This window comes from Pseudomonas sp. CK-NBRI-02 (assembly GCF_008124495.1).
Taxonomy (GTDB): Bacteria; Pseudomonadota; Gammaproteobacteria; order Pseudomonadales; family Pseudomonadaceae; genus Aquipseudomonas; species Aquipseudomonas guariconensis.
On sequence record NZ_VSJH01000018.1, the window covers coordinates 1 to 13,742 of the forward strand.

Here is a 13,742-nt window from a genome sequence, read left to right on the forward strand (position 1 = left end):
ATGAGCATGGCGATGATCGCCGAAGTACGGAACTGGCTCAGTGCGGCGTAGGCTTTGTCTTTGTCGATGGACAGACCGATGTACCACTGCGCCGAAGGCAGGCCTTCGACCGGAGCGAAGGAGATGATCCGATCCTGGCCGTTGAGGGTGACGTCCTGCATGCCTGGCTCGACCTTCAAGGCGGCCTCGGGGTAGATGTCCTTGAGGTTCTTCATCAACTGGTCCTTGTCGGGGCTGACGATGACCTGGCCGTTGCGATCGGCGAGGAAGGCGTGGCCGATGCCGCCGAAGTCCACGGCGTTGATGATGTCCACCAGGGTGTTGAGGCTCAGGTCACCGCCGACCACACCCAGCAGCTCGCCGGTGCTCTTGGCCTTGACCGGCATCGCGATGGTGACCACCAGACCACCGACGGACGCCTGGTAGGGCGGGGTCAGCATGGTCTGGTTGGCGGCCACCGCGGCGCTATACCAAGGCCGTTGGCGCGGGTCGTAGCCGTCGGGCATCTTGGCGTCCGGACGCTGGGTGAACACGCCATTGTTCTGACCGAAGTAGGTGAACTGGAAGTTATTGGTGTAGGAAGGCTGGTCGACCAGGCCGGGCAGTGTTTCGCCGGCGCCCTGCTGGGCGATGTCCTGGGCCAGGTTCTCAAGTACCAGGATGCGTCCGGACATCCAGTTCTGCACGCTGCTGGCAGTCTGCGCGCCGGCCTGGCGAACAGACGACTCGATGTTCTGGCGGATGATGTTGCGTTGCAGGTAGTCGTTGTAGAGGGTGAACAGGGCAAATGCCAGGACGACCACGGCGCAGGCGCTGAGCAGGATCTTGTGGCGGAATTTCAGGTTCATGTTTCGAGACCTTGGACCAATGAAGGGAGGACGCCGCACGCTTTTGGCGCGATGGGCGGTACCTGTCACCTCGGTATCGGCCGGTTCCTACAAAAATTGATGAACCATACGTCGTAGAGCCGACGAATCGCGCAGAACATGGCCGCACTCAGCGGGTCGCCAAAAGCTCCACCAGAATGCGCGCCGCCTGGCCTAGGGGCTGTTGCTTGAGCCAGAACACCCGCACTGGCAGTTCCAGGGCGTTCTGGGTGTTGCGAAAATCCAGGCGCACCAACCGGCCGGCTGCGAACAGCGGGGCGGCGCGGGCCAATGGAAAGTCCCCCCAGCCAAGGCCGGCTTCGACGATCTGCATGGCCAGGTCGAGGCTGTTACAGCGCCAATGGGTTGCACTGATCAGCGAGCGCGGGTCGGACAACGGCAGATCGCGGCTGCACACCAGTATCTGGCGCACATCGAACAGGTCCTCCAGATTGTGGATGCGCCCACTGCGCAACGCCGGATGGTGCGGGGCCAAGGAGGCGACCAAAGGCTCCACCGCAACGTGCTGGAAGCTGCGGCGAGGGTCGACCTGCAATCCGGCGAAGGCCATGCACAGGCTGACCCGGCCGCTATCGAGCAGGTGCAACGCTTCTTCTTGGGGAGCGGCAAGCAGTTCGATGTCCAGCAGGGGATAGCGCTCGCTCAAGGTGGCGATGGCGGTGAGCAATCGGCGCTGGTCGATGTTCGGCACCACGGCGATGGCCAGGCGGCTCTCCAGCCCTTGGGACAATTCCAGCGCATGGGCTTGCAACAACCCCAACTGCTCGGCGATCAACCGCGCATGGGGCTCCAGGGCACGGGCCTGCGCGGTGGGACGTGCTTCGCGGGCACCCCGCTCGAACAAGGGGTAGCCCAGCTCCGCCTCAAGATTGCCGATGGCCATGCTCACCGCCGATGGGACGCGCTGCAAAGCTCGGGCGGCGGCCGAGAAGGAGCCGCGATCGAGCACGGCGAGAAACAGCTGGATGTTGTCGCTGGAAAAATTCATAGGCAGCCTCCTGTCAGTAAATCTGAAAGCTGCCGACTTTTACTGTCAAGTCGATTGATTCATCCTTTGGCCACTTCGTGATTCACCAGGGGTAGAAAACCGTGCAAGGATTCAAACGAAAACTGGTCTATGTGACCTTCTATGAACTGATCGGCCTGTGCATGTCGACCCTGGGGCTGGCCTACCTTTCCGGTACCCAGGCCAGCCACACCGGGCCGTTGGCGGTGATGATCACCACCATCGCGATGATCTGGAACCTGATTTTCAATACCCTGTTCGAGTGGTGGGAAAGCCGCCAGGCCAAACGCGGCCGCAGTGTGGCAAGGCGCATCGCCCATGCCGTCGGTTTCCAGTTGACGCTGATCGTGTACCTGATCCCGCTCATCGCTTGGTGGCTGGACATGACTTTGCTCGAGGCCTTCTTGGTGGACCTGGCCTTCATCATCCTCATCCCGTGCTACACCTTTGCCTACAACTGGGCCTTCGATCGGGTATTCGGGTTACCGACCTCGGCGATGGCGACTGCTTGAGCGAGCGATTGCGTCAGGGCGGCAATCGAATCAGCAGGGGCTCCTGCTCTTGCACCGGCGCTTGCTGCAGTTGTTGTTCTTGCGGCTTCGGGGCGCTGGCCAGCAGGCTGTCCTCGACTTGGCCGGACAGGTAGTACACGCCCGACATCGCACCACTCTGGCGATTCTCCATCAGATCCTGCCATTCCTCGTTCAGCGCCACATTCAATATCACCCGCAGTTGTTCGACCATCTGCGGGTGTTCCTGGTCGTGGGTGACCATGCCGTAGCCGGCCGCCGCCAGGGAAATCAAGGTCCCGGCTGCCTTGCCCACGGCCGCGGCGACGGCACTGGCGATACCTCGTGGCGCCAGGGTGGCGCCGAGTTTCTCGCTGGCCCGGTTGGCCACCGAAGACAACCCGGCCTCGGTTTGCCCAGGCGCTTTGGCCGCTTGTTGGTGCAAGTGCTGGCGCAGCGCCTGCCAGGCAGGTTGCTGAGCCAAGGATTGGGCCCTGAGCAATTGATAGAGGGTGGCATCGCGGGCAGCCGGTGGTCCCAGGGCGATGATCTTGATGCGGTTGAGCCGCTGGCTGACCTGGTCGGGCGGCGCGTTGTAGCGCTGGATGATGGTCGGCAGTTGCTGGCCGAACAGCTGCAGGTACAACTCGCTGGCGCGGTCGCGGATCCCCTCGGGGTTGATCTGTTCGGCGACCGGTTCTATCACCCGCTTGTGGTATTGCTCCTGCAGGTACATCGCCAGGCGCCGTTCGGGCGGCTCGGCACCCTTGCCGCTGTTCATCTTGTACCAGGCGACTTTGAGCGTCAGCCATTGCTGCGTCCAGTAGCCGGTGAACCAAGGGATGAAATCGCTTTCGGTGCGTCGTTGCACTTGGTCTTTCCAGACCCGCATCGAACGCCTTGCATAGTCATTGGCCGAGCCGGTGGCCGCCACCGAAGCTTCGATCAGTTCCTGGTCGATCCGTTGCCACAGGGCCGGCGTCATGGTCACAGGCGGTGGCGGGGCAGGGGGGCGCTTGACCGCGCACCCGGCGAAGGTCAGCAGTAGGCACGACAGCAGGAGCAGGGTACGCGTGTTCACGCGGCTGGCCTTCCTGGGGAAAAGGCAGGGTTGTCACAGAAGTATAGGCAGGGGCAACCAGGGGCCGCTGTGCAGTCCATCGTGCAGCCCTATAAGGAGGGGAGCGGGTCTACCCCGCGAAGCGGCCTCTACCGCATCCGCGGGTAAGCCCGCTCCCACAGCGATCGCCACTCGCGCTGTACGAGCGGCCGGGAGAAGAAGGGCTGGTGTCAGGTTGGGGCGCCCAGGTCAAGCTTGGCTTCCAGATGGTCCAGGTGTTCATTCATCAGGGCCAGGGCGGCATCGATATCGCCGTTTTCCACGGCATCGATGATCGCGGCGTGCTCCTGCCAGGCGCAGTGCTTGCAGCAGGGCGACTCATAGCGGGCGATGATCAGCGAGGTCATGGGCACCAGGCCGTTGAGAAAGCGCGCCAGCGGTGCGTTGGCGGCCATTTGCGCAAGCTTGAGGTGGAATTCGCCGCCCAGGCGGATCGCCGTGCAGCGCTCGCCGCGTTCATGGTGCAGGCGCTCGCGCTCGACCAGTTGACGTAATTGGCGGATCTGCGTGGGCCGGGCGCGTTGGGTGGCCAGGCTGATCAGCGTGGTTTCGGCCAGACGCCGGGCGCTGAGGACCTGGCGCGCCTGCTGGGGATCGGGGGTGGCCAGGTGGGCGGTATGGCTGGGGCGCTGCACCACTACCTGCTGGTCGGACAGGCGCCCGAGCACCCGGCGGATCACCGTGCGGCTAACGCCGAAGGCATTGCCCAGTGCCTGCTCGGGGAGGGCGCTGCCGGGCGGCAGGCGCTGCTCGAGGATGGCATCGAACAGACGTGGATAGATCTGCTCGGCCGAAAGACGGGTTTCTCCGTTGGCGAGCAGGGCTGGCAGGCGAGGGGCGGCGTGGGCGCAGGCAGTCATGGTCGCTCCTTGGGTCATTGACCCGGGTGTTCGTCGGGAATGTTCAGCTCGATGCCCATGCGCTGGCCTTCTTCGAGGATATGCCGGCGCATCTGGGCACTGGCCTGGGCGCTGTTCTTGTCACGGATGGCGCGTACCACCGCTTCATTTTCAGTCAGTCGTGCGGCCAGGTGCTCCGGAGAGTTGCGCAGCATTTCTGTGCTCTGCTTGAGCGCATTGCCGGTCTGCTGCACCACGCTCTGGAAGATCGGGTTGGTAGTCAGGCCGAACAATGCCTCGTGGAAGGCGATGTAGGCGTTGACACCGGCTTCGCTGTCGCCGGCTTCCAATGCCTCGCGCATATCCATCAGGGTCAGGCGCAGTTGGCCGATGTCCTGGCTGTTGGCTGACTGGGCGACCAGACCGACGATGAACGGCTCGAGGGTGTAGCGCAGCTCCAGCACATCGGCCAGGCTTGCGGCTGCCACGGTATCGCTGGCCGGCTCTCGCCCGGCGGCCTCGGCATCGAGTACCAGCACGCCTTTGCCTGGCATCGAGCGCACCAGGCCTAGGGTTTCCAGCACAGTCACGGCTTCGCGCAGGCTGGGACGGCTGATGCCCAGCTGTTCGGCCAGCTCGCGCTGGCCGGGTAACATTTCGCCAGTGCGCCACTGACCGCTGGCCAGGGCCTGGCGGAGTTTCTCCACCACTGAGTTGACGACGGTTGATGAGCTGATCACGGTTCGCTCCCTAGTTGCATCATGTCTCCTGGCGGCCGGCTCAGTGCCGGCCGCTGCGGTTTTCAAAATTCCTGCTGGTGTGCATGAGGGGGTTGCTTGCGCGGGGTCGGGGCGAAGCCCGGCTTACCGGCCAGCACGTTGTTGGCACGCTCCAGGTCGATGTCTCGCTCCCAGCGGGCGATGGCCACGGTAGCGACGCAGTTGCCGATCAGGTTGGTCAATGCCCGGCCAATGCCCATGAACCAGTCCACCGCCAGCACCAGCACCAAGCCCACCACAGGAATGGCCGGTACCGCGGTGAGGGTGGCTGCGAGGATCACCAAGGCTGAGCCTGGGATGCCGTGTGCGCCTTTTGACGTCACCAGCGATACCAGCAGAATGGTCAGCAGGTCGGTCATGGCCAGCGGCGTGCCCGTGGCGTTGGCGATGAACACGATTGCCAGGGTCAGGTAGATGGAAAAACCATCGAGGTTGAAGGAATACCCGGTAGGGATCACCAGACCCACAGTGGAGCTGCCGATACCCAAGTGTTCGAGCTTGCGCATGATCTGCGGCAGCACGGCGTCGGAGGAGGCGGTGCCCAGCACGATGGTCAGCTCTTCACGCAGGTATTTGATGAACGGCAGCAGCTTCAGGCCCGACAGGCGCATTACGGTGCCGAGGATGATCAGCACGAAGCCCGCACAGGTGAGGTAGAACAGCGCGACCAAGCCGCCCAAGTGCTGCAGCGACTCCAGACCGTACTTGCTGGTGGTGAAGGCGATGGCGCCGAACACGCCCAGCGGTGCCAGGCGCACGATCATGCCCATGATGCGGAACACCACATGGCTGAGTTCGTTGATCAGCCGCGATATGCCGGAGGCGGATTCGCCCACCAGATTCAGTGCGCTGCCGAACAGTACCGAGAACAGCAAGACTTGAAGGATGTTGTTGTCCGCGAAGGCGCCGATCACCGAGGTCGGGATCAAATCCATGAAGAAGGCCGTGGCGCCGTGGATGTGCTGGCTGCGTTCGGCCAGGCTGGCGGCGTCGGCGCTGGACAACTGTTCAAGATGGATGTTGGCGCCGCTGCCGATACCGCTGGTGAAGGCGAACACCAACCCGATCACCAAGGCGATGGTGGTGAGCACTTCGAAGTAGATCACTGACTTCAAGCCAATGCGCCCGACCTTCTTGAGATCGCCCGCGCCGGAGATGCCGCTGACCACCACGCAGAAGACGATCAGACCGATGAGCATCTTGATCAGTTTGATGAAGCCGTCACCCAAGGGTTTTAGCTGCAGGGACACTTCGGGGAAGCTGAGGCCACAAGCGATGCCAAGGGCGAGGCCTAGCACGACTTGGAGGAAGATCGAACGCGAGCACCATTTGAGCATGGGAGGGATCTCTGATCGGTGTCCTTGCTTCGGTGCCGGCGACGGCGAAAGAGCGCAGGACTTAATTATTGTGGTCTTACCGGTATGGTCAGTGCGGGATCATAAAACCGCGAAAAAAGCCCTTTTGCAAGGTTTTTTGGCCTTACCGGTCTGACCAGTTGGCGCTTTTCGGCGCCCATAGCTCTAACTCGGGGTTTGAAGGGCTGGGGTGGAGTGCGCCGGCACTCCACCGGTGTCGTCAGGCCAAATACGTCTTGGCCAGGGTCTCGGTAAGTTGGCGAATCAATGCCGTGTCGGCATCCCTGCGCGTTTGCAGCAGCAGTTGGGCTGCGCGGTTATAAAGGGCGCCTTCGTCGCGATAGCGGCTGGAAACCAAGTCGATACGTTGCACCGCGCCGTTTTGCCGCCAGGCAATGTCCGGGCGTTCACGCTCCAGTGCATCGATGAAGCTCGGAGGTACCTGGGGACCTGTGTAGGTGCTGACTTCGCCTGGTTCGCTGAGCGTGTCGAAATAGGCGCTGGCACCATCCCATTCGTTGGCCAGATGTTCGAATGCCTGTTGGCGCAAGCGCTTGATCCAGTCTCGCCAGAACGGTTGCTCGTCGGCCCATTGGACCAGTCGAGGAATATCCGCTTGGGTCGTGATCATCTGAGCGAGTTGGTCCAGCGTGGCCGGGCTCAGCTGTGCAAGGTAGTCGAAACTGATCTCGCCGGGTTGTGGAGGGAGTTCCAGGCGCTCGCGCAATCGCATCCTGGCATGCAGTGCCATTTCCAGTTCGTCGAGTAGAAAGGTGGGTTCGCGCAATTGTGTGTCACTGATATCGTCTGCAGCGTGCAGGGGCGTCTCGTCGGCGGAGCGTCCCGCAATGAGCGCCTTGCGCCTGGCAACCCGTGCGTCATAGAGATCACTGATGCGCTCGTCCAGCAGCTGTTGGCGCAGCAGTGAGCGGCAAATGGAAATGGCCACCTTGTCGCTGGCATCCCCTGGGGCGGCGTTGAGCGACTGCTGCCATACCAGGACCTGCGTCTCGACTTGCTGGAACAGCAGACTGGCCTGGTCGACGCAGCCGTGAGCGGCTTCGTTGATCAGGTCGATGATGCGTTCATGGACTTGGGCCTGGCCCCAGAGATTGTCGCCTTCGCGTGCAGATAGCCGCTCGACGATGACGTGCATGCGTCGACGCATGGCGTTCGGGCTGGCTTGATAGTCCCGGGTGTCTTCGACACGTCGAAAGAGCTCATACAGCGGTCGCCACTCAGGCTCCTGCAATGTGGCCGCGACATGATCGCCGACGGCTTGCGGCACTGCGGCAAGCCAATCCAAATGATCGACCCGCGCAGCGGTTGGCAGACCGGCATCGTTGAGTCGTTGCAGGGCCTGCTCACTGAAGGGATTGTTCTGGAAGGCATGGTACATCTCGGCTTCACCTGCCCTGACCGCAACAGCGAATGCGCTATCGCGAAGATCAGGTGCGTCGTGCAACTGATTGTTGCTCAGGTCCACGGCGCGCAGGGTCAACGGTCGCTGCCCGAGCAACGCTTCGATGCCGGCTGGCCATTCAGCAATGCCGGTCTGCTCCAGGTCCAACCGTTCCAGATGCGTCCAGCCGGTGATGTCTGGCGCAAGATCCAAGGGATTTTCCTGCAGGAACAAGATGCGCAACCGGCTCAACTGCGCCAAGGCTGCACGGCTTGCGTTATCCAGGGTGATGTCGTTGTGGCCAAGGCTCAGTTCGACCAGTGCGGGCCAGCGTTGCAGTGCCTGGAAGTGCTCGGCGCCGAGGAACAGCTCGTTCATTTCGGCCTGCAGCCCCATCAGGTTGGGCAGTTGCGCAAGCTGCTCCAGCGCGGCTACCGGTAGGTCTCCAATAGCGCTGCTCAAGTTCAGGGCGCGAAGCTTGGTCAGTCGGCCCAGGATGGACAGATTGGCGTCAATGGACAGGTCGAGGTTGTTCTCCGAAAGATCCAGCAACTGGACGTCCGTCAGCCCGCCCAATTGCTCTGGCAGCGTGTACAAACCGTTTTCGCTGAGCTCCAGTTCGCGAACCTGGGGAAAGGCGGCAAGGAATGCGCCCAGGCTGTCGGTACCGCCCCGCCACAAGCCGGTTACGTTCAGCTGGCGAACCTGTGGCAGTTGTACCGGCAGGGGTGGCAAGGCGCCCAGGTACTCTGCATCGATGCTCAGGATGACCTCGTCGAGGCTCCCATTGGCGTCGTTGTTTTCTCGTCGCCACGCCCGGCGGATGCGTTCGGCCGTGGCTTGGCGCGCAGTCCTGCGTTCCTGGGCTTCATCGGCGGCGATGCCGTCGGTGTCATGAACCCAGCCTTGCAAGGTGCTATCCAGTTGTCGGTATTGGTCACGCAGATTCTGCATCAGACGGTTGAAGGCGATGGGGTCGTGACCGGTCTGTTCACGCAGCCGGGCGCGTAGTGTTTCCCGATCATTGTCCAGGTTGGAAGGGAACAATTGATCGAACTGCTCATCAGCGGTCAACCAGCCCCGGCCACGACCACTCAAAGCATAGCCAAGGCGAGGGCTGCCCGGCAGTCGTGTGGGCAGGCGGTACCAGGGGCGGACAGGCTGCATGCCAAGGTCACGGGCGGCCTGCTCCCGGTCTGCGGTCGCCAGATCGAAAAGTCGGTCGCGCAAAGTCTCCGACTCATGGATCTGCAGGCCCAGATTGTCGCGTTCGCTGTCGGGGAGGGCCTGAAGGATCGCTCGGAACAGGTTGTCTCGGTTGGCCAGGCTCTGGCCGTCCTTGTCGAACGGCTCATAGCCATCGGCGCGGCGTACAAGGATCTTGAGTGGAGCTTGTGCTGCACCTGCCGACTCCAGCAGTGAACCACCCAGACGACCTTCGCGCAGCTCGAGATGTACTTGGCCAGACCATCCGCAAAGCCGTTGCAGCGCACCGAACACCAATGCATCGCGATCTTCGAGGCTGTCGCTGGCCTGATGAAAGGCCACCAGCGCGCGGTTGATGCGTGACGCCCGCAGGTAAAGGCGAGCGGTTTCGGACACATTGAGTGGTATCCGGCCAGTGCGCTGCATCTGGCTCAAGTCACGGGGCCGGGCCTGGGCCAGAATTTCCCGACGCAGTGTTGGGCTCAGTGAAGGAAAGTCCTGGGCGAGGAGCGCATCCTCCTGGCTAAAGACAGCTGGTCTCGGCTCGATAGCGGCGCCGAAGGCTTCCAGACTCTCCAGCAGCAACGCAGGCAGCGGGCGGTGCTCGACCAAGGTCTGGCGTAAGTCGGCCGTTTCATAGCCACTGCAGCGTAGGGCCTTTCGGAGTGTCGAGGTGTCCAGGCTGTCGATGGCCGGGCCGAGTCGGCGCAACAGGGTGTCGTCGTCCCAAGCCAAAGGTCGCTCGTGGTCCAGCAGCCAGGTCCCTTCGCCATTGCCCAGCAGTGAAGGTTGATGGCGATGTCCCTTGGCTGCGCACAGTCGCCAACCGCCCTCTGGAGTGGCCTCGACCGGGTAGTGCCGGCCGTCCAGCGTGATCCAATGACGGCCTTGGAAGAGGTAGGGGTCAAGGTTGGGCGGCAATTGTGGAGGGGAAGTGCGTGCAAACGGCTCCAGATTGCCATGCCAAAGACGTTGCTGATCGCCATGGCCGATGCGGGACCAAGCGTGCAGGGTGCCTTGGGGCTCGATGAACTGCCCGGCAGCGCCAAGCGCCGCTACCTGAAGAAGGTTCTCCACGACCGAGAACAGATGACCGATGGCCGCATCGGCATCTGACTCGTTTGCCGCATGTACGCCTTCGAGAAACTCATCGACCAGTTGCGCGCCGCCAATCACTAGCATGACCTCGGCGAGCCCGGGAACAAAAAAACCGGCCATGTTCAGTACCGACAAACCGACCCCTAGCCAACCTTCGATGCGGGCCAGTTGGGCTGCGGCGTCTCGCTGGGCGACCGGCACGGCGATGTCGGCGGCGTTGCGTAGCATGAGCTCGACCCGGGTCCGTGCGCGGGCGCTGAAACATTCGTCAGGCCATTGCTTGAACGCAAGCGGCAAGCGGGCGTTCTTGTCTAATGTCGGCTGCCATAGGTCGCGCGGAGCGGGGAACAGGCGCTTGAGCCAGTTGAAGGAGTGACCCTCTTCAAGTACCGGCGTGACCGTTTGCAGATCTTTGTAGGGATATCGCGGAAACAAGGTCTGGCGTAGTTGGGTCGCCAATCCAGGTTGCTCGGCATGGGCGACATAACGCATGAAGAAGCGCCGCTCGTTGTCTTTGCGCAGCAGTCGAGTCAGCGCCTTGCCTGCTGCTCGCAGCGAGCCATATTGACGCAGTGGCTGGCGTGGGTGACCAGGCAAATACAACAGACACGGTTCTACACCCGCGATGGGCTGCTGGCGGATCAGTAAGGGGCCATACAAAGGCGTCCCGCACAGCTCCAGGTACCCGCACTCCAGTGGCCAGGGTTTGCCATCGCTGTGAAGCAGGAACGATTCGCCGGCCAGCGCGGCATCTGCCAGCATCCGGCCTCGGCTATCGAGATGCTTTTGCAGCTCGGCCATTGTCGTATCGGCTTCGAAGGCTGTGCGATCCTGCTGAAGTACCAGGCTGCGAAACACTGGGGTATCGACATGTTCGGCCAGATGATTGCGGTAGCGTTGTCCCAGGTCCAGGTTCCGGGCGCCTTTCACGAACATTGTGCTGTCCACGACCATCGGGCCGGGGGCGTTCTTGGAAAGATACAGCGTCACTGATGTGTCGCTGTCGAAGTTCTGCAGGGCCGCTTCGAGCCACGACATGTCGCGCTTTTCGGCGTTGTTCCAGAGCCACCCTTGGTCAGGCGCGGGCAGCTCTCGGTCGGGGTACCAGTGGGACATGGCATCGTCGAGCAACGGACGGCAGAAGTCGTCGATGGGCTGCACCTGTTTCAGTGCCCGATCCAGCGCGCGGGTGGCCTGATGGCTCTGGCGTATGTGTTGTTCAAGTCGTTGGCGTTGGGCTGGGGTAGCTGATTTCAGCCAGCCTGGCAGGCGGGCGTCTATGAAGCTGAAGTGCGATAGGCTCATGGCGGTACCTCTGATATCAGAAGCGGCGAGCCTAGGGCGATGCGAGGAAGCGCAAGGGTTAGATAAGTACCGCGGACCGGTCGTGCCCGGAAAGAAAAACGGCACCTCGAGAGGTGCCGTTGGTGCAGAGGGCGAACTACTTGTGCAGTTCTTCTGCCGCGTAAAGCGTGTTTTCCAGCAGGCAGGCACGAGTCATCGGGCCTACGCCGCCCGGTACAGGCGTGATCCAGCCGGCGCGGGGCAGGGCGGTCTCGAAGACCACGTCGCCCACCAGCTTGCCATCTTCCTGGCGGTTGATGCCGACGTCGATGACGATCGCACCTTCCTTGATCCATTCGCCCTTGACCAGCCCCGGTTTGCCGGCGGCGACTACCACCAGGTCAGCACGGCCTACGTGGCCAGGCAGGTCTTGGGTGAAGCGGTGGCAGACGGTGACGGTGCAGCCGGCCAGCAGCAACTCCATAGCCATCGGGCGACCGACGATATTGGAGGCGCCGACGATTACAGCGTTCATGCCGTACAGGTCCTGACCGGTGCTTTGCAGCAGGGTCATGATGCCTTTTGGCGTGCAGGGGCGCAGAAGCGGAATGCGCTGGGCCAGGCGGCCGATGTTGTAGGGGTGGAAACCGTCGACGTCTTTATCTGGGCGGATGCGTTCGAGCAGCAGCGAGGCATCCAGATGCTCCGGAAGTGGCAATTGCAGGAGAATGCCGTCGACGGCCGGATCGTCGTTGAGGCGGTCGATCAGGTCGGTCAGGGCTTGCTGCGAAGTCTCGCTGGGCAGGTCGAAAGCCTGGGAAATGAAGCCGACCTCTTCGCAGTCCTTGCGCTTGTGCGAAACATAGACTTGGGAAGCAGGGTCGGTACCGACCAGGATCACCGCCAGGCCTGGGGTACGCAGGCCCTGCTGGCGACGCTCCACGACACGTTGAGCGATCTGCTGGCGCAGGTTGGCGGCGATCGCCTTGCCATCGATTAGGTGTGCAGTCATAGACGCGTGATTAACCATCGAGAAGGGAACATAAAAGAGGGCGCATTCTCGCACGACACGGCCCGAGGGCAAAGGCGGGTGGTCGGCCAAATCCCCTAACCCCTTAAATAAACTAAATTTTTTTGAAAAAAGTGTTGACGACCTTCCGGCTCGTCTATAACATTCGTCGCACTTGTCGGGCAGAGCCTAGCACTGGTTAGCAAGGTCAGGCAGAATGAGCGGATTTGCTAGCTCGTTCGGTACGGCTGAAAGTTGATTTGCAATCGTAACAGAAAGCAGATTGAATATGCGCCCGTAGCTCAGCTGGATAGAGCATCCGCCTTCTAAGCGGATGGTCGCAGGTTCGAGTCCTGCCGGGTGCGCCATTAGGCAGCTTTGGCACAGCAAGTGATGTTTTGAAGCAATACCGCAATATGGTGGGCGTAGCTCAGTTGGTAGAGCGCTGGATTGTGATTCCAGTTGTCGTGGGTTCGATTCCCATCGTCCACCCCATATTCTCGAAGGCGCCTTGATTGTATAATCTGGCGCCTTTGCTTTAAGTGCTCCACGCGGACGTGGTGAAATTGGTAGACACACTGGATTTAGGTTCCAGCGGCGCAAGCTGTAAGAGTTCGAGTCTCTTCGTCCGCACCATCCTTGGTTTTGCCGCCTTTCGTTGAGTCGCGCGAAACCCATAAAGAAGCCGCCTGGAGCGGCTTTTTTATTGTCTGCAGTTTCTTCAAGCATCAGTGCCCGGCGTGTGGTACTGGTGCTGCTCGGGCAAAAATTGTTAGATTTCAGTCGGTTGAAATAGGGCAAGCGGGCCCGATATAGGAGCTGTCGCATGATTGCAAAAGAAGCTCGCCAGGCATTGGCACTGCAGCGTTTCGCTGAGGCCAATCCGCAATTGCTCGAGGAGATCCGCGAGCTTGGTGCGCATGAACAGGCCCAGCAGATCCAGTGGGCGTTCGAGGATGCTGCGCAAGAGCAGGGTGTCGAGCCTTGGGAGCTGGCATTGCAATTGATCGCTCAAAGCCCCGAGGAGCTGCAAGTCATGCGCTTGGAGGTGCACCGTGAGGTGGCCGAGGCGCTAGGGATGAGCTGGGAAGAGTATTGCCAGTTCAACGAGATCGACTCCGACTGAGCTCTGCCTTTATATAGCTGCATTGTTTGACAAGTTTTTACAGCGCAAGCGACGTGCAACCGCCGTTGCGTGCAAGCGATACGCGGGGGCTTCGGCGGCGCGCCGTGCGGGGCCTTCAATGA

At 61.7% G+C, this 13,742-nt stretch carries 10 protein-coding genes and 3 tRNA genes; 5 read left to right on the forward strand and 8 right to left on the reverse strand.

Going from position 1 to position 13,742, the window contains the following annotated elements; genetic code table 11:
- Window positions 1-848 (reverse strand): cache domain-containing protein (locus DQ397_RS14505; RefSeq protein WP_178113793.1); only part of this gene is annotated, 848 nt, incomplete at its 3' end.
- A gap of 148 nt (window positions 849-996) precedes the next feature.
- Window positions 997-1,875 (reverse strand): LysR family transcriptional regulator, encoded by an 879-nt coding sequence (locus tag DQ397_RS14510; protein ID WP_043213461.1) that lies wholly within the window; start codon window positions 1,873-1,875, stop codon window positions 997-999.
- 101 nt (window positions 1,876-1,976) lie between these two features.
- Between DQ397_RS14510 and DQ397_RS14515 the strand changes: the two genes are divergently transcribed.
- Entirely contained in the window at window positions 1,977-2,405 is a 429-nt protein-coding gene (locus DQ397_RS14515) for a PACE efflux transporter (RefSeq protein WP_043213463.1), read from the forward strand.
- A gap of 13 nt (window positions 2,406-2,418) precedes the next feature.
- Here DQ397_RS14515 and DQ397_RS14520 read toward each other — a convergent pair whose 3' ends face one another.
- The 6 genes from DQ397_RS14520 to folD form a co-directional block, all read right to left on the reverse strand.
- On the reverse strand, window positions 2,419-3,483 hold the full coding sequence (locus DQ397_RS14520) for a hypothetical protein (protein WP_043213465.1): 1,065 nt from the start codon (window positions 3,481-3,483) through the stop codon (window positions 2,419-2,421).
- 209 nt (window positions 3,484-3,692) lie between these two features.
- Entirely contained in the window at window positions 3,693-4,382 is a 690-nt protein-coding gene (locus DQ397_RS14525; protein WP_043213468.1) for a GntR family transcriptional regulator, read from the reverse strand.
- A 14-nt stretch (window positions 4,383-4,396) separates the two neighbouring features.
- Window positions 4,397-5,101, reverse strand: coding sequence for a FadR/GntR family transcriptional regulator (locus DQ397_RS14530; RefSeq protein ID WP_043213470.1), 705 nt, complete (start codon window positions 5,099-5,101; stop codon window positions 4,397-4,399).
- 62 nt (window positions 5,102-5,163) lie between these two features.
- Entirely contained in the window at window positions 5,164-6,477 is a 1,314-nt protein-coding gene (locus DQ397_RS14535) for a C4-dicarboxylate transporter DctA (protein WP_043213472.1), read from the reverse strand.
- A 238-nt stretch (window positions 6,478-6,715) separates the two neighbouring features.
- Complete coding sequence (locus tag DQ397_RS14540) at window positions 6,716-11,506, reverse strand: NEL-type E3 ubiquitin ligase domain-containing protein (RefSeq protein WP_043213474.1); 4,791 nt, start codon at window positions 11,504-11,506, stop codon at window positions 6,716-6,718.
- Between the two features lie 136 nt (window positions 11,507-11,642).
- Complete coding sequence (gene folD / locus DQ397_RS14545) at window positions 11,643-12,497, reverse strand: bifunctional methylenetetrahydrofolate dehydrogenase/methenyltetrahydrofolate cyclohydrolase FolD (protein WP_043213476.1); 855 nt, start codon at window positions 12,495-12,497, stop codon at window positions 11,643-11,645.
- 288 nt (window positions 12,498-12,785) lie between these two features.
- Between folD and DQ397_RS14550 the strand changes: the two genes are divergently transcribed.
- The 4 genes from DQ397_RS14550 (at window position 12,786) to DQ397_RS14565 (ending at window position 13,620) form a co-directional block, all read left to right on the forward strand.
- Window positions 12,786-12,862 (forward strand) — tRNA-Arg (locus tag DQ397_RS14550).
- Window positions 12,863-12,913: 51 nt separating this feature from the next.
- A tRNA-His gene (locus tag DQ397_RS14555) sits at window positions 12,914-12,989 on the forward strand.
- Between the two features lie 56 nt (window positions 12,990-13,045).
- A tRNA-Leu gene (locus tag DQ397_RS14560) sits at window positions 13,046-13,130 on the forward strand.
- 190 nt (window positions 13,131-13,320) lie between these two features.
- Window positions 13,321-13,620, forward strand: a complete 300-nt coding sequence (locus DQ397_RS14565; protein ID WP_043213478.1) for a DUF6388 family protein — start codon at window positions 13,321-13,323, stop codon at window positions 13,618-13,620.
- Window positions 13,621-13,742 lie beyond the last annotated feature (122 nt).